18 protein-coding genes are annotated in these 18,831 nt (G+C 70.0%); 9 read left to right on the forward strand and 9 right to left on the reverse strand.

Going from position 1 to position 18,831, the window contains the following annotated elements; genetic code table 11:
- Positions 1 to 133 precede the first annotated feature (133 nt).
- Both FGL94_RS10860 and FGL94_RS10865 read left to right on the forward strand, forming a co-directional pair.
- Positions 134 to 2,728: a DNA topoisomerase I gene (locus FGL94_RS10860; RefSeq protein WP_144924743.1), complete on the forward strand. Its 2,595-nt coding sequence runs from the start codon at positions 134 to 136 to the stop codon at positions 2,726 to 2,728.
- A gap of 83 nt (positions 2,729 to 2,811) precedes the next feature.
- Positions 2,812 to 4,230, forward strand: coding sequence for an ATP-binding protein (locus tag FGL94_RS10865; protein ID WP_144924746.1), 1,419 nt, complete (start codon positions 2,812 to 2,814; stop codon positions 4,228 to 4,230).
- A 20-nt stretch (positions 4,231 to 4,250) separates the two neighbouring features.
- Here the strand turns inward: FGL94_RS10865 and FGL94_RS10870 are convergent, their stop codons facing one another.
- Together FGL94_RS10870 and FGL94_RS10875 are read right to left on the reverse strand one after the other, a co-directional pair.
- Positions 4,251 to 4,622 (reverse strand): DUF192 domain-containing protein, encoded by a 372-nt coding sequence (locus FGL94_RS10870; protein ID WP_144924749.1) that lies wholly within the window; start codon positions 4,620 to 4,622, stop codon positions 4,251 to 4,253.
- 52 nt (positions 4,623 to 4,674) lie between these two features.
- Complete coding sequence (locus tag FGL94_RS10875) at positions 4,675 to 4,929, reverse strand: glutathione S-transferase N-terminal domain-containing protein (RefSeq protein ID WP_144924752.1); 255 nt, start codon at positions 4,927 to 4,929, stop codon at positions 4,675 to 4,677.
- Positions 4,930 to 5,066: 137 nt separating this feature from the next.
- Here FGL94_RS10875 and FGL94_RS10880 point away from each other — a divergent pair, with 137 nt between their 5' ends.
- Positions 5,067 to 5,558 (forward strand): hypothetical protein, encoded by a 492-nt coding sequence (locus FGL94_RS10880; protein WP_144924755.1) that lies wholly within the window; start codon positions 5,067 to 5,069, stop codon positions 5,556 to 5,558.
- Between the two features lie 69 nt (positions 5,559 to 5,627).
- Here the strand turns inward: FGL94_RS10880 and FGL94_RS10885 are convergent, their stop codons facing one another.
- The 3 genes from FGL94_RS10885 to FGL94_RS10895 form a co-directional block, all read right to left on the reverse strand.
- Positions 5,628 to 7,007, reverse strand: a complete 1,380-nt coding sequence (locus FGL94_RS10885; RefSeq protein ID WP_144924758.1) for an NCS2 family permease — start codon at positions 7,005 to 7,007, stop codon at positions 5,628 to 5,630.
- Positions 7,008 to 7,154: 147 nt separating this feature from the next.
- A complete protein-coding gene (locus tag FGL94_RS10890; protein ID WP_144924761.1) occupies positions 7,155 to 7,868 on the reverse strand; it encodes a phosphoribosyltransferase family protein in 714 nt (237 codons plus the stop codon).
- Positions 7,869 to 7,970: 102 nt separating this feature from the next.
- Complete coding sequence (locus FGL94_RS10895) at positions 7,971 to 8,426, reverse strand: DUF7529 family protein (protein WP_144924764.1); 456 nt, start codon at positions 8,424 to 8,426, stop codon at positions 7,971 to 7,973.
- A gap of 153 nt (positions 8,427 to 8,579) precedes the next feature.
- Here FGL94_RS10895 and FGL94_RS10900 point away from each other — a divergent pair, with 153 nt between their 5' ends.
- The 6 genes from FGL94_RS10900 to FGL94_RS10920 are packed head-to-tail and all read left to right on the forward strand — an operon-like array spanning position 8,580 to position 14,958.
- Complete coding sequence (locus tag FGL94_RS10900; protein WP_144924767.1) at positions 8,580 to 10,229, forward strand: ABC transporter substrate-binding protein; 1,650 nt, start codon at positions 8,580 to 8,582, stop codon at positions 10,227 to 10,229.
- 6 nt (positions 10,230 to 10,235) lie between these two features.
- The gene (locus FGL94_RS10905) at positions 10,236 to 11,255 is read left to right on the forward strand and encodes an ABC transporter permease (protein WP_144924770.1); all 1,020 of its coding nucleotides are present in this window, start codon (positions 10,236 to 10,238) and stop codon (positions 11,253 to 11,255) included.
- Positions 11,255 to 11,377 (forward strand): hypothetical protein, encoded by a 123-nt coding sequence (locus FGL94_RS18820; protein WP_277752622.1) that lies wholly within the window; start codon positions 11,255 to 11,257, stop codon positions 11,375 to 11,377. Before FGL94_RS10905 ends, FGL94_RS18820 begins: the two co-directional genes overlap by 1 nt.
- Positions 11,374 to 12,393 (forward strand): ABC transporter permease, encoded by a 1,020-nt coding sequence (locus FGL94_RS10910; RefSeq protein WP_144924773.1) that lies wholly within the window; start codon positions 11,374 to 11,376, stop codon positions 12,391 to 12,393. The genes FGL94_RS18820 and FGL94_RS10910 overlap by 4 nt, the downstream gene beginning before the upstream one ends.
- The gene (locus tag FGL94_RS10915) at positions 12,390 to 13,634 is read left to right on the forward strand and encodes an ABC transporter ATP-binding protein (protein ID WP_144924776.1); all 1,245 of its coding nucleotides are present in this window, start codon (positions 12,390 to 12,392) and stop codon (positions 13,632 to 13,634) included. The genes FGL94_RS10910 and FGL94_RS10915 overlap by 4 nt, the downstream gene beginning before the upstream one ends.
- Entirely contained in the window at positions 13,627 to 14,958 is a 1,332-nt protein-coding gene (locus FGL94_RS10920; protein WP_144924779.1) for an ABC transporter ATP-binding protein, read from the forward strand. The genes FGL94_RS10915 and FGL94_RS10920 overlap by 8 nt, the downstream gene beginning before the upstream one ends.
- Positions 14,959 to 15,029: 71 nt before the next feature.
- On the opposite strand, the gene FGL94_RS10925 is transcribed toward FGL94_RS10920, so the two are convergent.
- From FGL94_RS10925 to FGL94_RS10940, 4 genes are all read right to left on the reverse strand, one after another.
- Positions 15,030 to 15,872, reverse strand: a complete 843-nt coding sequence (locus tag FGL94_RS10925) for a polyprenyl synthetase family protein (RefSeq protein WP_144924782.1) — start codon at positions 15,870 to 15,872, stop codon at positions 15,030 to 15,032.
- A gap of 58 nt (positions 15,873 to 15,930) precedes the next feature.
- Positions 15,931 to 16,599 carry an NADPH-dependent F420 reductase gene (gene npdG, locus FGL94_RS10930; protein WP_144924785.1) on the reverse strand — a complete coding sequence of 223 codons (669 nt, stop codon included), beginning with the start codon at positions 16,597 to 16,599 and terminating at the stop codon, positions 15,931 to 15,933.
- Between the two features lie 78 nt (positions 16,600 to 16,677).
- Positions 16,678 to 17,160 (reverse strand): thioredoxin, encoded by a 483-nt coding sequence (gene trxA, locus FGL94_RS10935; protein ID WP_144924788.1) that lies wholly within the window; start codon positions 17,158 to 17,160, stop codon positions 16,678 to 16,680.
- Positions 17,161 to 17,243: 83 nt separating this feature from the next.
- A complete protein-coding gene (locus FGL94_RS10940; RefSeq protein WP_144924791.1) occupies positions 17,244 to 18,827 on the reverse strand; it encodes a cobyric acid synthase in 1,584 nt (527 codons plus the stop codon).
- Positions 18,828 to 18,831 lie beyond the last annotated feature (4 nt).

Raw genomic sequence — 18,831 nt, forward strand, 5'->3', positions numbered from 1 at the left:
AGTGACATCGCCCGGATCACAGATCGGAGACAGGTCCTCGAAAGCGGATGTCGCTCCCGGCAGTTTCGCGCGCTCGCGCGTGCGATCAGGCGTCGCGAAAGCTTTAGACGGGGGAGCGGCCTACCTCGGGGCAATGAGTCGGGGTCCCGAGCTGATCATCACGGAGAAGGACAACGCGGCGCGTCGCATCGCCGACATTCTGAGCGGCGAGTCCGCGACGGCGGAGCGGCAGAACGACGTGAACGTGTACAAGTGGGGCGGCAAGCGCTGTATCGGCCTCTCGGGCCACGTCGTCGGCGTCGACTTCCCCGCCGAGTACAACGACTGGCGCGACGTGGAGCCCGTCGAACTGATCGACGCGCCGGTCACCAAAGAGCCCACGCAGGAGGGGATCGTCGCCGCGCTCCGCAACCTCGCGCGCAACGCCTCCCGGGTCGTCATCGCGACCGACTACGACCGCGAGGGCGAGCTGATCGGGAAGGAGGCGTACGAGCTGGTGCGCGAGGTGAACGAGGACGCCCCCATCGACCGGGTCCGCTTCTCCTCGATCACCGACAACGAGGTCAACGAGGCGTTCGCGAACCCCGACGAGCTCGACTTCGACCTGGCCGCCGCCGGGGAGGCCCGACAGGTGATCGACCTGACGTGGGGCGCGGCGCTCACCAGGTTCCTCTCCTTATCGGCCCGCCAGCTCGGCGACGACTTCATCTCGGTGGGTCGGGTGCAGGGGCCGACGCTCAAGCTGATCGTCGACCGCGAGCGCGAGATCCAGGCGTTCGACCCGGAGGCCTACTGGGAGCTGTACGGGAACCTGACCAAGTCCGGCGGCGACCCCTTCGAGGCGCGCTACTTCTACTTAAACGACGAGGGCAACGAGGCCGAGCGCGTCTGGAACGGCGACGTCGCCGAAGTGCTCACGGAGGCGCTCGACGCGGCCGACGACGCGGTCGTCGACGACGTGCGCCGCCGCACCCGCACCGACGACCCGCCGACCCCTTTTAACACCACGGCGTTCATCCGCGCCGCGGGCTCGCTCGGCTACTCCGCGCAGCGCGCGATGTCGCTCGCGGAGGACCTGTACACCGCCGGCTACGTCACGTATCCCCGGACTGACAACACGGTGTACCCCGAGGATCTCGACCCCCGCGAGCTGATCGAGGAGCTCTCGGCCGCCTCGACGTTCGGGACAGACGCGAAGGGCCTCCTCGATCAGGAGGAGATCGAACCGACAGAGGGCGACGAGGAGACGACCGACCACCCGCCGATCCACCCGACCGGCGAACTCCCCGCCGCCTCCGACCTCTCCGAGGACGAGTGGGAGGTGTACGAGCTGATCGTCCGGCGCTTCCTCGCGACCTGCGCCGAGCCCGCGACGTGGGAGCGGCTCCGCGTCGTCGCGCTCGCGAACGGCGAAGCGACCGGAATCGCCGAGGGGGCGGACGGGCTGGCAGCCCTCCGGAACCCCGAGGAGGCGGCCGGCCCCGGCGACCTCGTCGCCGATGGCGGGCTCCGGCTGAAGGCGAACGGGAAGCGCCTGCTGGAGGCCGGCTACCACGACGTGTACCCGTACCGCTCCAGCGACGAGCGGATCGTCCCCGACGTCGAGGTCGGCGAGACGCTCGCGCTCACCGACCGGCGGACGGACGCGAAGGAGACCCAGCCGCCCCGCCGGTACGGCCAGTCCCGGCTCATCGAGGAGATGGAGAAGCGCGGCGTCGGCACGAAGGCGACCCGCCACCGGACCTTAGAGAAGCTGTACGACCGCAACTACATCGAGAGCGACCCGCCGCGGCCGACCCGGCTCGCGGAGGCGGTCGTCGAGGCGGCCGAGGAGTTCGCCGAACACATCGTCAGCGAGGAGATGACCGCCCAGCTCGAGCGCGACATGCAGGCGATCGCGGCCGGCGAGAAGGGGTACGACGAGGTGACCGAGGAGTCCCGCGAGCTGCTCGACCGCGTGTTCGACGACCTCACCGAGTCGCGCGAGGCGGTCGGCGACCACCTCCAGAAGTCGCTGAAGGCGGACAAGACGCTCGGCCCCTGTCCCGAGTGCGGCGAGGACCTCCTCGTCCGGAAGTCCCGACAGGGGTCGTACTTCGTCGGCTGCGACGGTTACCCCGACTGCGAGTACACCCTGCCGCTCCCCTCCACGGGGAAGCCGCTCATCCTCGACGAGACCTGCGAGGACCACGACCTCCGGCACGTGAAGATGCTCGCGGGCCGGAAGACGTTCGTCCACGGCTGCCCGCAGTGCAAGGCCGACGCGGCCGACGAGCAGGAGGACGAGGTGATCGGTGTCTGTCCGGACTGCGGCGACGAACACGGCGGAGAGCTGGCCATCAAGCGGCTCCGCTCCGGCTCCCGGCTCGTCGGCTGCACGCGCTACCCCGACTGCGACTACTCGCTCCCGCTCCCCCGCCGCGGCGAGATCGAGGTCACCGACGAGACCTGCGAGGAGCACGACCTCCCGCACCTCCGGGTCCACTCCGGCGACGAGCCGTGGGAGCTCGGCTGCCCCATCTGCAACTACCGGGAGTTCACCGCTCGGCAGGAGGGGTCCGAGCTCCAGACCGTCGAGGGGATCGGCGAGAAGACCGCCGAGAAGCTGAAGGACGCCGGCGTCGACGGCGTCGACGACCTCAAGTCGATCGATCCGGACGACCTGGCGGCCGACGTGGACGGCGTGGGCGCGGACACGGTCCGCGACTGGCAGGCGAAGGCGGACTGAGCCGCTAGCCGTCCGGAAGCCCCCCTGCCGTCGGGGATCTCCCTCGCTGTTTATAAGTTCCGAGCCCATCAAGCGGGGTATTGATGGATCGTGACGGCGAGTCGACACCCCGCGTCGTGCGGTCGTTCGTCGAGGCGGTTCCGACGCCCGCGTTGGCCTGCGATCCCGAGACGCACGCGATCCGGGCGGCGAACGCGCCGGCGACCGAACTGCTCGGGCAGGACCGCGGGACCCTGACGCTGATGGGGCTCGCAGACCTCGGCGAGACCGACGAGACGGTCGACGGCGAGTCGGTGGCCGCAGTCGTCGACGACGCGATCGAGCGAGGGGGAGTCACCGAGTTCGAGTGGGAGATCGGCGGGGCGCGGGGGCGTCGCCGCCTCGCGGTGTCGCTCCACGCGACGACGATCGCCGACGAGCGGTGGCTCATCGTCGGACTGACCGACGTGACCGACCGCGTCGCCGCCGAGGAGGAGCTCCGGTCGCAGCTGCGCGTCGTCGACGCCGTCGCCTCGACGGTGCCGACCGCGCTGTTCCAGTGTTCCGCGGACGGGACGCTCGCGCGCTGGAACGACCGGCTCGCCGCCGCCGTCGAGCGCGACGGCGAGGCGCTGTCGGGGACCGACCTGACGGCGCTGTTCGACCGTGACACCCGCGGTGCCGTCGCCGAGGCGCTCCGGCGCGTGTACCGCGAGCGCGAGCCGGCCGACTGCGAGGCGACGCTGCTGACCCGGTCCGGCGAGCGCGTCCCCTACCGCCTCGCGCTGGGACCGGTCGTCGACGGCGACGAGGTCGTCGGCGCGATCGGCGTCGCCGAGGACCGCACGGAGGCGTCGATCCGCGAGGAGCGGCTCGCCGTTCTGACGCGGGTGCTCCGGCACAACTTCCGGAACGACCTCAACGTGGTGACCGGGTTCACGGAGCGGGCCATCGAGGCCGTCGACGACCCGGAGCTGACGGCGGAGCTCGAACGCGTCGTCGACACCGCCGAGCGCCTGCTCCGCGTCGGCGAGACCTCTCGGCGCGTCGAGCGGCTGCTCTCCGACCGACCCGCGCCCACCCGGCTCGACCTCGCCGACGCGGTCGAGGAGGCGCTCGCCTCGCTCCCCCCGGAGCTCCGCGAGGCCGCCGACATCGAGGTCGACGTACCGGCGGGGATCACGGTGTCGGCGATCGGCTACCTCGCCGAGGCGATCGCGGAGCTCGTCGACAACGCGATCCGCCACAGCGACGCCGAGCGCCCGCGCGTCGATATCACGGCCGCCGAGCTCCCGAGCGAGTCGTGGGCGTCGCTCGTCGTCGCCGACGACGGGCCGGGGATCCCGCCCGCCGAACGCGCGGTGCTCACCGGCGAGGAGACGCCGCTGGAGCACGCCAGCGGGCTCGGGCTCTGGTACGTCAACTGGATCGTCGGCGCCGGCGGCGGCGGCTTCGACATCAGCTCCGCGTCGGCCGGCGGGACGCGGGTCGAGATCGAGCTTCGGACCCCGAACGGCGGGTGAGTCGCGGCGTCGAAACCGAATCACTCGACGAGGCGGACCTCGTCGCCGACGGCGACCTCGTCGGCCGCGCCGGCCGGGAGCTCGACCACCGTGTCCGCGCGGCCGCGGCCCAGCCCGACGAACGGGGCGAGCCGCTCCGCTTTCCGGACCTCGCCGTCGACGAGCCATAGCGCGTCGATCGCGAAGGGGACGAACAGCATGTGGAGCCACTGCGTGTCCGGGCCGTCGAAGGGAAACACGAGCGCGTAGTCGTCGGGGATCGACCGCCGGAACATCAGCCCGCGGCCCTGTTCGAGCGTCGAGCGCGCCACGTCGACGTCGCTCGCGAGGAGCGTCGACGGTGTGTCGCCGTCGGACGACGCGCTTCGGTGGACGAGTCGCACGCTGGGCACGTGGCGAGCGCCGGATAAATAGCCTCGCGATCGGTCGGGGGCAGCCGTGGAGTTAGCTCGCGCCGCCGTACGTCTCCTCGAGGTACTCGACGATGTCGTCGCTTTCGGGCATCGCGTCGATTCCGTGTTCCTCGTCGACGAGGACCGGCACGCCGGTCTGTCCGGAGATCTCCTCCACTTCGGTGCGCTCGTCGTGCGAGCGCGGCACCATCACCGACTCGTACTCCAGATCGAGGTCGGCGAGCTTGGTCTTCACTTTCGCGCAGTAGGGGCACCCTTCCAGTTCGTAGAGCGTCAGGTCCGTCATCGTCTCCGCATAAGGCGTAGACGCGTAAAGAAGTACGGTGGACGGTGCGTGCGACGCGCACGGGCGACAGGCGCGAGACCGAAAGACCGCTTTCACCCTCTGGAAAGCATATATCGGTCCCGGACGGACGTGGAGGTATGAACCGCCGCGCGCTGCTCGCGGGCGCCGGAATCGCCTGCGCGTCGCTGGGAGGGTGTCTCGACAGGTCGCCGAGTGGCGGTGACGACACCGGTAACGGTGGTGACTCCGGCTCCGGCGGTTCCGACCGCCCCACCGAACTCCGCGACGCGACGATCACGCTCGGAATCGACGACGCGCCCGCGGCCGACGAGCCGCCCCGGATCGCGTTCGACGAGGCGGCGTCGACGGTGACGGTGGAGGGAACGATCAGCTACTCGTCGAGCTCGTGCGGCGAGGTCGCGCTCGACCGCGCGACGTACGACGCCGCGGAAGGCGCGGCCGCCGTCAGAGTGATCAGCCGGCGCGACCCCGAGGCGGGCGAGGAGTGCACGGACGACATCGCGGCCGACTCCTACCGAGTCGGTCTGACGTTCGACACCGGCGTCCCCGACACCGTCGAGGCGGTTGAAGACGGGGAGTTCGACGAGTTCGCCGTGACCGCGCCGTAGCTGGGGATCGCGGACGGCGGCGAGAGAGAAAGCGACCGCGTCGACGCGTGGAGACCGACGCTGCGTGTCTCAGAGGATGACGTCGCGCGTCTGCAACACGTAGTAGGCGACCAGCAGCGCCGCGAGCGCGTACTGGCCGAGCGCGACGTCGTCGTACTCGCCGACCGCGACCTTGATCAGCGGGTAGGCGATGATACCGGCGGCGAGCCCGTCGGCGATCGAGTAGGCGAACGGCATCACGGTGACGGTGAGGCCGGCGGAGACGGCCCACGCGGGGTCGTCCCAGTCGACCTCGACGAGTCCCTGCAGCATCATCACGCCGACGACGATCAGCGCGATGAAGGAGGCGTACTCCGGGATGGCGGCGACGACGGGGATCACCGCGAGCGACGCGAGGAAGAGGCCGGCGACGACCAGCGCCGTCAGACCGGTGCGGCCGCCCTCCTCGACGCCGGCCGACGACTCGATGAACGTCGTCACGGTGGAGGTGCCGAGCATCGCGCCCGCGGTCGTCCCGACCGCGTCGGCCATCAGCGGCTTGTCCATGTCGGGGAGGTCGCCGTCCTCGTCGAGGAAGTCGCCGAACTGCGAGACGCCGATGAGCGTCCCCGCGGTGTCGAAGAAGTCGACGAAGAAGAACGTGAACACGACCAAGACGAACGTGAGGGGGTCGATCTGCGCCAGTCCCTCGACGAACGCCCCCGCGAGCGGCGTGATGTCGTACTGGGCGCTCGGGAGCGTCTCCGGCGTGATCGCGCCGCGCTCGAAGACGCCGGCGAGGGTGAGCCCCCAGCCGGCGACGGCGGTCGTCAGGATGCCGATCACGATCGAGCCCGTGATTCCGCGCGCCCAGAGACCGAAGGTGAACGCGAGCCCGAGCAGCCCTAAGATCGCCCACGGGTTCCCGAAGATCCCGCCGAGCGTGACCAGCGTCGCGTCGTCGGGAACGACGATCTGGAGCTCCTGAAAGCCGATGAAAAGCAGGAAGAGACCGATACCGGCGCCGACCGACCGCTTCACCGGCTCGGGGAACAGCCGGATGACGTACTCTCGTGCCCCGACCGCGGTGAGCAGCATGAACAGGACTCCCTCGACGAACACCGCCGCGAGCGCCGTCTCCCACGGGATCCCGAGCCCCAACACGACCGTGTACGCGAAGAACGCGTTGAGCCCGAGACCGGGCGCCAGCCCGAACGGCCGGTTCGCGTACAGCGCCATCACGGCCGTCCCGATAGCCGCCGAGATGACCGTCGCGATGGCGATCATCTGGACGACCTCGAAGAACTCGTACCCGGGCAGCTGGATCGCCTCGGCCAGAATGAACGGGTTCACCACGATGATGTACGACATCGCGAGGAACGTCGTGAGCCCGGCGACCAGCTCCGTACGGACGTCGGAGCCGTGCTCCTCTACGTCGAACCGCGCGGCGAGCGTGTCTGTAAGCCCCATTGAACGGGTGAGTGTTCCCCGGGATCGAATGATAAGCCTTGCTGAACGCTAGCGATCGGTATGCAAGTGTGCGTATATAAATCCGGTTTAAAACGTTAGAGAGCCGAGAGAAATACGTGAACGTGCCTACACACCGCGCGGTCCCGCCTACTCGAACGTCGTCAGCGCGCCCACGGGGGCGTCGGTGATCTCTCGCGCGCGTTCCATCCCCTCGTCGCCGACGGCGATGAGGGTGAACACGCCGGTGACGTCGGCGTCGGCCTGCAGAGCGATGTCCAAGAGGAGCTCCTGCGTCTCGCCCGACCGGATCAGGTCGTCGACGACGAGGACCGTGTCGCCGGCGTCGATCGCGCTCGCGGGGAGGTAGTAGGTGAGCTCGATCCCCGAGGCGAGGCGCTGGCGCGACTCGATGAACTCCTCGACGGCGGTCTCCTTCGACTTCTTGGCGTACGCGAGCCGCGCGTCGAAGAAGGAGGCCATCGCCGCGCCGAGGGTGATCCCGTCGGTGGCCGCGGTGAGCACCACGTCCGGCGACTCGAACTCGAACGTCTCCGCGGCGACGGGCGCGACCAGATCGAGGAACGACTGGTCGAAGACGACCCCGGAGTTGTCGACGTACCCCCCGTCGTCGAACTCGACGCGGGCGAGCAGCTCGTCCGCGAGCGCCTCGCGGCCGACCTCCTCGACGACCTCGCTCGCGCGGTCGGTGCCGGGGAGCACGTGGCCGTTGACGTACCGGTTCAGGTCGCCCGCGGGCAGCCCCGTCACCTCGGACAGCTCCTCGTAGGTTCGCGTCTCCTTTAGCATCCGCAACACGGCGACCGCCTGCAGCTGGAGGGCCGCCTTCTCTGCTCGGTTCATGACGATGATCGTGATCGCACAAGTATGAATACGTCGAAGTCCTCGGACGGAGCGATCGCCACGAACGTGGCACCCGGAGGGGAGCGAGCGGCGCGATCGCGGTTACTCGGCCGGATCTCGGAAGAATAGCTCCGGGTCGTCGACGGCGAACTCCACGCTGTCGCGGTCGTCGAGCGGGCGGAGCCGGATCCCCAGCTCGCCGGCCTCGGTCGCGGCCGCTTCGAGCGCCTCCGCGTCCGAGTCGAGGACGAACGTCGGGACGCAGACGGCTCTCTCCTCCGTCGCGTTCTCCGCAACCACCAGCCGATAGCTGGCCGTTTCGCCCGCCGCCGCGTACACCCGAACCGATTCGACCGCGACCCCGGAGAGCAGTTCGTTGGTTTCGTCGAACTCCGAACCGGGTAACAAGACGTGGAGCCGCGCCTCGTCGGCGATCGGATTCACGTCGCCGGGGTGGAGCGCGATCGCCTCCCACCCGCGGTCGCGGTACTCCGCCGCGGTCGCCTCGGTGTCGTCGAACACGCGCTGCCACCGCTCGCCGAGATCGGCTCTGCTCATAGGGAGGGAGCGACCCGCGGGGAATTAAACCTTCTCGCCTCGTAGCCGCGGGTCGCGAGACCGGTAAATCAGCCGAATGCGGGGGCCTGAGGCCGTTGATAACCGTGGTACGTGACCACAGATCTTATATCCCCCGATAGTATTGAACCGCCTATGTCACGCGATGACTCGGACGTGAACCGCCGGACGTACCTCAAGTACGTCGGAGGCACTGCGGCCACCGTCGGACTCGCCGGCTGTTCGGACGACGGCGGCGACGGGAGTGACGGAAGCGACGGAAGCGACGTAAATGACGGCAGCGACGGCGAGGACGGCTCCGACGGAGAGGACGAAGAGGAGCTCCCGGAGCCGGAGACCCGCGAGGAGCACCTCCGGCGCGCGAACCTCCGGCTCAACGAGCGCGCCCCGTGGATCTACCTCAACCGCCAGTACAGCGTGTACGGCATCGCGAGCCGACTCGACTGGACCGCCCGCCGCGACGAGCGGATCGAGGCGCAGGCCATATCGGTGACAGAGGGCGAGCCGTCGGTCACGATCACCCAGTCGTCGATGGACTCGGGGCTCGACCCCCACGACCACCGCGAGACGCCGACCGACAACATCGTCGTGCAGGCCCACGACGGCGTGCTCGGCCGCAACGCCGACGGCGACATCATCGACGCGCTCGCGACCGACTACGAGCGGCTCGAAGAGGGGCGCGTCCGGTTCGAGATCCGCGACGGGGTCACCTTCCACAACGGCGACGAGCTCCAGCCGTCGGACATCGCCTACAGCGTCAACCGGGTCGTCGACGGCGAGGTCGGGATCGAGAGCCCGCAGAGGGACCAGCTCGCCGGCGTCACGGGCGCCGAGGTCGTCGACGGCGGGGTCGAGGTGACCTCCGACGGGATCAACCCGATCGTGTTCTCGCTTTTCGCCTCGTACTGTAAGGTCGTCCAGCAGGACTGGATCGAGTCGCGCGAGTCCTCGGAGATCAACTCCGACATGAACGGGACCGGCCCGTTCCAAGTCGTCGAATACGAACAGGACGTACAGATCGTCTACGAGTCCTACGAGGACTACTGGGGCGACGCGCCGGAGATCGACGAGCTGACGATCCGCGCGGCCAGCGAGTCGAGCACCCGCGTCTCGCAACTGCTCGCCGGCGAGACGGACCTCATCGTCAACGTGCCGCCGCAGGAAGTGAGCCGCGTCCGCGACGAGGACACCACGGAGGTCGCGGCGGTACCGAGCACCCGCGTCGTGTTCAACGCCATGCGGTACGACGTGGAGCCGTTCTCCAGCGTGGAGTTCCGGCAGGCGCTGAACTACGCCATCGACTTGGACAGCATCATCGAGAACATCCTGCAGGGGTTCGCCGACCCGACCGGCCAGCCCACCCTCGAGGGATTCGTCGGCTACAACGAGGAGGTCGATCCGTACCCGCAAGACGTCGAACAGGCCGAACAGCTCGTCGAGGACTCCGGCCACGCCGGCGCCGAGATCACCCTCGAAACGCCCGTGGGGCGGTACCTCCGCGACGTGGAGATCGCGCAGGCGGTCGCCAACCAGATCGACGAGCTCTCCAACGTCTCCTGTGAGGTCGAGCAGCGCGACTTCGCCTCGCTCGCGGGCGAGGTGACGAGCGGCGAACTCGAGAACATGCCGCACTTCTACCTGCTCGGCTGGGGGAACACCACGTTCGACGCCAGCCAGACGATCATCCCGCTTCTCACCTCCGACGGGGCGCTCTCCAGCTACCGGGAAGACGAGGAAGTCGACGAGCTCATGTCCGAGTCTCAGAACCTGCCGGGCGAAAACTAAGGTCCGATGGCGCTGGGACGGTTCCTCCTGAAACGCGGGATCCAAGGCGTGCTGGTCGTGTGGGGGGTCGTGACCGCGGTGTTCCTGCTGCGGTTCATCACTCCGGGCGACCCGGTGACGTTCGTCGCGCCGCTTGACGCGAGCGCGGAGCTTCGCGCGCAGATAGCCGCGGAGCTGGGACTCGATCAGCCGCTGTACGTCCAGTACGCCGACTACATCGTCGGACTCTTACAGGGGGACATGGGGTACTCGTACCTCCGCGGGACGGAGGCGAGCACCATCGTGCTCGCCCGGGTGCCGGCCACCGTCGAGCTGGCGGTCGCGGCGACCGTCGTCGCGGTCGTCATCGCGATCCCGCTCGGCGTCATCAGCGCGACGCGCCGGCGCGACCCCGCCGACTACGGGGCGACCCTGTTCTCGCTGGTCGGCATCTCGACCCCGAACTTCTGGCTCGGGATCATGCTCATCCTGGTGTTGTCGGTACAGCTCGATATATTCCCGACGAGCCGGCGGCCGATCGGCTTCTTCGAGACGTTCGCGTTCCTCGTCACGGTCGAGAACGGGTTCGCGGCCCCGATGAACGTCGGCGCCTTCCTCGACGGGCTTCGGACGTGGCTGTGGCACATCGCGCTGCCGGCGGTGACGCTCGGCACGTACTTCACCGCGCTCGTCACCCGACTGACCCGCAGCGGGATGATCGAGGAGCTCGGACAGCCGTACGTTCGCGCGGCACGGGCGAAGGGGCTCCCGGAGTCGCTGATCCAGTACAAACACGCGCTCCAGAACACCCTCATCCCGATCGTCACCGTGTTGGGGCTCCAGCTGGGGACCCTGATCGGCGGCGCGGTGATCACCGAGGCCGTGTTCGCGTGGCCCGGGCTCGGCACGCTGGTCATCGACTCGATCAACGTCCGCGACTGGCCGCTGATCCAGGGGTCGCTTATCGTGATCGGGACCGGGTTCGTGCTGATCAACATCTTCGTCGACGCGCTGTACGCGTACCTCAATCCGCGGGTGGTCCACTGATGACGAACCGATATCTCCCCCTTCTCTCGGGCGGTGTGGCGTGTCGCACGGGCGAACTGCGAACGACCGAGGCGGCGCGCGGGGCGTCGCCCGAGACGGATCCGGAGGTGAGCCGCCGGTGATCTCCCCGCGGACCCTTCGAAACCTCCGAAGCGAGCTCTCGCGGAGCCTCCTCGCGAAGCTGGGGATCGCGATCCTCGCGGTCATCCTCTTCACGGCGGTCTTCGCCCCGCTCTTGGCGCCGCACGATCCGACGGAGCAGGACCTCGACAACGCGAACGTCCCGCCGCTGGGGTTCACGGCGACGGAGAACCAGACGAGCTCGCAGATGGTCGACGGAGAGGTGCAGATCGTCGAGGAGGAGGTCGTCGTCAACACCACGACCGCGCATCCGCTCGGCACCGACTCGCTCGGCCGCGACGTGCTCTCGCGGACGATGTTCGGCGCGCGCACGTCGCTTCTGGTCGGTCTGTTCGGCACATCCATCGCCGTCGTGCTCGGCGTCACCGTCGGGATCACGGCCGGCTACTACGGCGGCCGGATCGACGACGCGCTGATGCGGTTCGCCGACGTCATGTTGGCGTTCCCGTCGCTCGTGCTCGCGATCGCGCTCATCGGGCTGTGGGGACAGGCGTCGCTGCGCATCCCCGACCCGCTGGTCGCGTTCGGGATCGCGTCCGCGGAGATGCCCGAGAACATCGTGCTGCCGGGGACCGTGATCGCTGTCGTCGCGCTCGTGAACTGGGTGTGGTTCGCGCGCGTCGCGCGCGGGGAGGCGCTCTCCGTCCGCGATCAGGAGTACGTGAAGGCGGCGCGGTCGATGGGCGGAAGCGACCTCCACGTGATCCTCAGACACGTGCTCCCGAACAGCCTGACGCCGATCTTGGTGCTCGCGACGATCCAGATCGCCGCGATCATCCTGCTGGAGTCCTCGCTGTCGTTCCTCGGCTTCTCGGGGGCGCAGCTCTCGTGGGGCTTCGACATCGCGCAGGGGCGCCAGTACCTCTCGTCGTCGTGGTGGATCGCGACCGTTCCCGGCCTCGCCATCGTCGGCGCCGTCGTCGGGATCAACCTGATCGGCGACTGGCTGCGCGACGCCCTCGATCCGGACATCGAGGGACAGGGAGGTGCGCCGTGACCGACCTGCTGCGCGTCCGGGACCTCTCGACGCGTTTCTTCACCGAGGAGGGACAGATCAACGCGGTCGAGAACGTCTCGTTCACCGTCGAGGCCGGCTCCGTCCTCGGCGTCGTCGGCGAGTCCGGCAGCGGGAAGTCCGTCACCGGCCTCTCGCTCATCGACCTCGTCGAGTCGCCGGGGCGGATTACGGGCGGGGAGATTTGGTACAACAACGCCGATCTCGCGGCGCGGGTCGAAGGCGATCAACCGGAAGCGGTCGACGGCGACTTCGTCGACCTTCGCCGACTCTCCGAGGCGGAGCGCCGGTCGCTCCGCGGCTCGGCGTTCAGCATGATCTTCCAAGACCCGATGAGCAGTTTCAACCCCTCGATCACCGTCGGCGAGCAGATCGCCGAGGCGGCCGAGGTGCAGCGTCGAGCGAGCGCGAACCCGCGCTCGACGCGGTCTCGGACGCAGGGGTACGGGCTGGGTCGGATGCTCCTCGACGGCGTCCTCCCCGACCGCTCGTACACCTCCGAGGAGAGCTGGGACCGCGCGGTCGAGCTGCTCGAACGCGTCGGCATCCCCGACCCCGCCGAGCGCGCCGAGGAGTACCCGCACCAGTTCTCCGGCGGGATGCTCCAGCGCGCGATGATCGCGCAGGCGCTCGCCGGCGATCCGGACCTGCTCGTGGCCGACGAGCCGACGACCGCGCTCGACGTGACCATCCAGGCGCAGATCCTCGACCTGCTCGCCGACCTCCAGGAGACGTTGGACATGAGCGTCGTGCTCATCACCCACAACCTGGGCGTCGTCGCCCGGGTCGCCGACCGCGTGAGCGTCATGTACGCCGGCGAGGTGGTCGAGCGCGGCACCCTGCGAGACGTGTTCGACGACCCGGTCCACCCGTACACGAAGGGGCTGCTCGGCTCGGTGCCGGACATCGACCAGCCGGGCGAGCGGCTCGAACCGATCGCCGGCAACGTGCCGGACCTCGTCGACGCGAACATGCCCGACCGCTGTTACTTCGCCGACCGCTGTCCGAAAGCCATGACCGACTGTCTCACGCGACCGCCGGAGTACGAGGTGAACGACGGACACCGCGCCCGCTGCGTCCTCGCCGAGCGCGAGTACAGCGAGGCCGACGCGGTCTCCGACGAGCGGCTCGCGGGGCCGACCGACGACGGGGCGGCCGCGGACGACGGATCGACCGCGGCCGATGGGTCGATCGCCTCCGACGCGGAGGTGAGCGATGACTGACCCCCTCGTCACCGTCGACGGCCTCGAGAAGTACTACTACGAGAACGACACGCTGCTCGACCGGTTGACCGGCGCGGAGCCGGAGGCGGTTCGGGCGGTCGACGGCGTCTCCTTCGAGGTCCGCGAGGGCGAGACGCTCGGCGTCGTCGGCGAGTCCGGGTGCGGGAAGTCGACGCTCGCGGAGACGCTGATGCGCCTCCGCGATCCCACCGGCGGCTCCGTGACGTTCGACGGCGAGCCCGTCTTCGAGCTCTCCGGCGACGGACTGAACGCGTTCAGACGGCGGGCGCAGGTGATGTTCCAGGACCCGTTCTCCAGCCTGGACCCGCGGATGACCGCCGGGGAGATCATCACGGAGCCGCTCGCGATCCACGGCGTGGGGACCAGTGCCGAGCGGCGCGAGCGCGCCGAGACCCTCTTAGAGGAGGTGGGGCTCTCGGCCGACCAGATCGACCGGTATCCCCACGAGTTCTCCGGCGGGCAGCGCCAGCGCATCGGATTCGCCCGCGCGCTGGCCATCGATCCGGAGTTCATCGTCCTCGACGAACCGGTCTCCGCGCTCGACGTGAGCGTGCAGGCGCAGGTGTTGAACCTGCTCGCCGACATGCAGGCCGAGCGCGACCTGACGTACCTGTTCATCGCACACGACCTCTCGGTAGTGCGACACATCTCCGACCGGGTCGCCGTGATGTACCTCGGGAAGGTCGTGGAGATCGGCCCCACCGAGGAGATCTTCGAGAATCCGCAACACCCGTACACGAAGGCGCTGTTGGAGTCCGTCCCGCGGGCGGACACCGACGAGCGGAGCCGCACCGTCGAGACGATCCGCGGCGACGTGCCCTCGCCGCGGAACCCGCCCTCGGGCTGTTCGTTCCGGACGCGGTGTCCGGAGCTGATCCAGCCGCCGTGGCTGGACGTGCCGCAGGCGACGTTCCACGAGATCGGCGAGTTTAGGACCCGGATCGAGAACGGCGACATCGACGTGGACCTGCGGTGGGAGCAGGTCGGCGACCCCGATCGGGAGGACCGGGCGGCGTTCGTCGACTCGCTCCGCGAGGAGGCGTTCGACACGGAGCTCCCGGCCGACGACGAGAAGACGGTCCGCGAGGCGATCCGCGCGCTCGCCGACGGCGACCGCGAGACCGCCGCGGCGACGCTGCGGGAGCGCTACCGGTCGCCCTGCGAGGCGATCGAACCCGCGTTGCCGGCGGGGGAGCACCCCTCCGCGTGCCTGCTGAACGAACAGCCGGAGGACGTGGAGACGGCCCGCGAGGAGTGGGAAGCGGACCACGACGCTCCGGAGGCCGGGGCGTCGTCGCGGTAGCTCCGCGCGCATTTTTGGCGATTGGTCGAGAAACAGATCGGCGCGGGTCGTTCTCCGCTCTTCTCTTCCCCCTACCGCTCCCGCACGACGACGAACTCCGCGAGATCGCGGAGGTACTCGATCGCCTCCGTCTCCGGCGGGTCGGCGTCGTCGAGCGCGGCTAAGGCGAGTTCGGACTGCTCGCGGGCGCGCTCGTCGATCTCCGCGGGCGACAGCGACGTGACCTGCAGGACCGAGGGCCGATCCATCTCCGCGTCCTGCCCGGTCGGCTTGCCGAGGTCGTCCGCGTCCGCGGTCGCGTCGAGCACGTCGTCGCGCATCTGGAAGGCGACGCCGACGCGCTCGGCGTACTCGCCGAACGAGTCGACCGCGTCGGGGTCGGCGCCGCCGGCGATCGCGCCCAGCTCGGCGGCCGCCCGGAACAGCGCGCCGGTCTTCCGGCGGGCGAGCTCCATGTACTCGTCCTCGGTGGTGGGGCGGGCGGCCAGCTCGGTGGCCTCCCCCTCGCCGAGTTCGACGAGCGCCTCGGCGACGGTCCGCATCGCGCGGGGCTCGGCGGAGAAGAGCGCGAACGCCTCGCCGAGGAGCCCGTCGCTGGCGATGATCGCCGGGCCGTAGCCGTACTCGGCCCACGCCGACGGCGTCCCGCGGCGCACCTCGGAGCGGTCGATGATGTCGTCGATCACGAGCGACGCGTTGTGGACGAACTCGATCCCGGCCGCGAAGTCGACGGCCGCGTCGGGATCGCCGTCGAACGCCTCGCAGGCGAGGATCGTCACGGCGGGGCGGACCCGCTTGCCGCCGGCGAGGACGACGTGGCCGACCTCCTCGGACAGCTCGTCGGGCTCGACCTCGTCGATGACGGCCTCCAGCCGCTCCTCGACCAGCGCGACCCGGCGCTCCAGGTACTCCATCTATCGCCCGGAGGGACCGGTCGCGCAAAGGCCTAACGGAACGGTCGCCGGCCTCGGATTACTTAAACTCGATCCCGAGGTCGTTGAGCCCGTCGTTGTTCTCCGTGACGTTGATCAGAAGCGGCGTGAGCGCCTCGATCTCCGGGGCGTTGGCGATGCCGCCGGCGTCGAGCGCGCGCAGCCCCTCGATCCCCTCGGCGAGGTCAGTCACGGTCGCCTTCGCGTCCTCGTCGTCGCCGATCACGAGCGTGTCGATCCCGAGGTCGGCGTCGAGGTTCGCGAGGCGGGCGGCCGCGAGGTTGTGGAACGCGCCCACGACGTCGACCCCGTCGGGCGCGGCGTCCGCGGCGATCCGCGTCACCGAGCCGGCGCCGGGCCGGTGGTAGTGAAAGCCCTCGTCGTCGCGTTTCATCCCGGTCGCCGGCGAGACGAGCACGTCGCCGGGAGCGAGCGCGTCGGCGATCGCCTCGACGGTGTCGCCGACGTGGTACGGCGGGACCGCGAGCACGACGACCTTGGCCCCGGCGGCGGCCGCCTCGTTCTCGGCGCCCGCTACCGCGGCGTCGAGGCCGCGGCTGTCGAGCTCGGTCGTGTACTCCTCGGCCTTGGTCTCCGCCCGCTCCGCGTCGCGCGAGCCGATGGTGACCTCGTGGGGGGTGTCGGCCGCGAGCCGGAGCGCGAGCCCCTGTCCGATGTCGCCCGTACCGCCGAGTATCGCGATATTCATACGATCAGTCGCGTCGCTCGCGTCTTAGGGGTTGCGCGACCGGCCGTCCTCGCCGCGGTCGCGGGGCGGTCCCGTCGGTCAGGCGGCGCGTTCGATCGCCGACTCCAGCGTCGCGCGGTCCTGCGCGCCCGTGAACCGGTCGACCGCCTCGCCGCCGGCGTACACGAGGAGGGTGGGGATGCTCCGAGCGCCGAGCTGCTGGGCGATTTCGGGGTTGGCGTCGACGTCGACCTTCGCCACGGCGGCGTCGGCGTCGCTCGCGAGCGCCTCGATCGTCGGTTCCATCATCTGACAGGGGCCGCACCAGTCGGCGTAGCAGTCGACCAACACCACGTCGTGCTCGTCGACGACGCGCCGGAACTCCTCGGGCCCCCCGACCTCGATCGGTTCGGCCGGAGTCGTCGACGCCCGGTCGTCGTCCGCCGTCTCGGCCGGCCCGCCGCCGATCTCGCCCTCGCGTTCCAGTTCGTCCCGTAGCTCCCGCAGCTTGCGCTCGCGGATGCGTTCGCGCTCGCTCTTCGCCGAATCGGTCCCGTCGGTCGCGTCCGCGGTGTCGCTCATACACCAGTATTGGGTACTCAAAACAATATACCTTCCGGCGGCGGTGTCGGGAGCCCGCCCGAGCCGAGTCGTCGCGAGCGGGGTCAGCACGCGTCGCCGAGCCCCGCGGCCGCGAGGTCGACGTGGTCGGCGACGAGGTCGGCGGCGCGGTCGTAGGGCGACCGGTCGGCGTCGTCCGCGCTCCCGGCCGACGCCGACCCTCCCGCGGGCCTCGGTGTGCCCGCCGCCTCGAAGACGGCCGCCACGAAGGCGTCGCGAACCGCCTCGTTCTCGAAGAGGCCGTGGAGGTAGGTCCCCAGCGCCCGGTCGGTCGCCGCGCTCTCCGGCCCCAGCGGCCGGGCTGTCTCCGCGGTCGGCGACGACCGACCCATGCGGATCTCGTAGCCCGTGGCGGTCCCGGTCGCCCCCGCCAGCGGGCCGACGCCGTCGACGGACCGGGTCACGTGCTCGACGCGCTTCTCGGGCGAGAAGTCGGTCTCGACCGGGAGCACGCCGATGCCGGTGACCGTCGACCGCGAGCCGGTGCCCTCGATCTCGGCGCCCGTGATCCGCTCGCCGAGGATCTGGTAGCCGCCGCAGATCCCGACGATCGGCCCCTCGAAGCGTCGGAGCGCCTCGTCGAGTCCCGCCTCGCGCAGCGCGAGCAGGTCGTCGACCGTGTTCTTCGAGCCGGGGAGCACGACCGCGTCGGCGCCGACGAGGGGGGAATCGGTCTCACCGTTGGACGCGTCGAGCGGGACGTAGACGACCCGAACGCCCGGTTCGCGCGAGAGGGGAGCCAGATCGGTGAAGTTCGAGATTCGGGGGAGCCGGGGGACCGCGATCCGGACGGTCTCCTCGTCGGAGGCGCCGCCGTCGGCGCCGAGGGCGGCTCCGGTGCCCCCGTCGCCGGTTTCTCCCGCGTCCGGTAACGAGAGGCTGTCCTCCGCCGGGAGCCCGGGGTCGTCGTAGGGGACGACGCCGACGATCGGAACCCCGGTCCGCTCCTCGATCTCCGCGATGCCGGGCTCTAAGAGTGCGGGATCGCCGCGGAACTTCGTGATGACCGCGCCGGCGACGCGTTCGCGGACGTCGTCCGGGAGGAGTTCGAGGGTCCCGTAGAGGCTCGCGAAGGCGCCGCCGCGCTCGATGTCGACCGCGATCAGGATGTCGGCGTCGGCGAACCGGGCGCACTCGACGTTCGCGAGGTCGCGGTCGTGGAGGTTGATCTCGGCGATACTACCCGCCCCCTCCGCGACGATCACGTCGCGGTCGGCGGCCAGTCGGCGGTGGGCCGCGACCGCCGCCTCCCGCGCGCGCTCCCAGTGCGACTCGTAGTACTCGCCGGCCGCGAAGTGGCCGACGGCCTCGCCGTCGATCACCAGTTGGCTCTCGCCGTCCCCGCGCGGCTTGAGCAGGACGGGGTTCATGTCGGTCGTCGCCGGGACGCGGGCGGCCCGCGCCTGCACGTGCTGCGAGACGCCGATCTCGCCCCACTCGCCGTCCGGCGCGAGCGCGACCCGGGCGTTGTTGCTCATGTTCTGAGCCTTATAAGGCGCGACCGAGACGCCCCGGCGCGAGAGGAGCCGACAGAGCCCGGCCGCGAGCGTGCTCTTGCCGGCGTGGCTCGCGGTGCCAGCGATCAGCACGGTGTCCGCCGTCTCGCCGGTGTCTCCCGTCTCGCTCACGGCC

The organism is Halorubrum salsamenti (assembly GCF_007671685.1).
In the GTDB taxonomy this organism is placed as follows: Archaea; Halobacteriota; Halobacteria; order Halobacteriales; family Haloferacaceae; genus Halorubrum; species Halorubrum salsamenti.

What these genes read in the sequence shown, in the direction of transcription:
- FGL94_RS10885 (WP_144924758.1), bottom strand. Translation starts at nt 7,007, where the DNA reads ATGGGGCTTACAGACACGCTCGCCGCGCGGTTCGACGTAGAGGAGCAC.
- FGL94_RS10860 (WP_144924743.1), top strand. Translation starts at nt 134, where the DNA reads ATGAGTCGGGGTCCCGAGCTGATCATCACGGAGAAGGACAACGCGGCG.
- npdG (WP_144924785.1), bottom strand. Translation starts at nt 16,599, where the DNA reads ATGAATATCGCGATACTCGGCGGTACGGGCGACATCGGACAGGGGCTC.
- FGL94_RS10865 (WP_144924746.1), top strand. Translation starts at nt 2,812, where the DNA reads ATGGATCGTGACGGCGAGTCGACACCCCGCGTCGTGCGGTCGTTCGTC.
- FGL94_RS10895 (WP_144924764.1), bottom strand. Translation starts at nt 8,426, where the DNA reads ATGAGCAGAGCCGATCTCGGCGAGCGGTGGCAGCGCGTGTTCGACGAC.
- FGL94_RS10880 (WP_144924755.1), top strand. Translation starts at nt 5,067, where the DNA reads ATGAACCGCCGCGCGCTGCTCGCGGGCGCCGGAATCGCCTGCGCGTCG.
- FGL94_RS18820 (WP_277752622.1), top strand. Translation starts at nt 11,255, where the DNA reads ATGACGAACCGATATCTCCCCCTTCTCTCGGGCGGTGTGGCGTGTCGC.
- FGL94_RS10920 (WP_144924779.1), top strand. Translation starts at nt 13,627, where the DNA reads ATGACTGACCCCCTCGTCACCGTCGACGGCCTCGAGAAGTACTACTAC.
- FGL94_RS10905 (WP_144924770.1), top strand. Translation starts at nt 10,236, where the DNA reads ATGGCGCTGGGACGGTTCCTCCTGAAACGCGGGATCCAAGGCGTGCTG.
- FGL94_RS10900 (WP_144924767.1), top strand. Translation starts at nt 8,580, where the DNA reads ATGTCACGCGATGACTCGGACGTGAACCGCCGGACGTACCTCAAGTAC.
- FGL94_RS10925 (WP_144924782.1), bottom strand. Translation starts at nt 15,872, where the DNA reads ATGGAGTACCTGGAGCGCCGGGTCGCGCTGGTCGAGGAGCGGCTGGAG.
- FGL94_RS10875 (WP_144924752.1), bottom strand. Translation starts at nt 4,929, where the DNA reads ATGACGGACCTGACGCTCTACGAACTGGAAGGGTGCCCCTACTGCGCG.
- FGL94_RS10890 (WP_144924761.1), bottom strand. Translation starts at nt 7,868, where the DNA reads ATGAACCGAGCAGAGAAGGCGGCCCTCCAGCTGCAGGCGGTCGCCGTG.
- trxA (WP_144924788.1), bottom strand. Translation starts at nt 17,160, where the DNA reads ATGAGCGACACCGCGGACGCGACCGACGGGACCGATTCGGCGAAGAGC.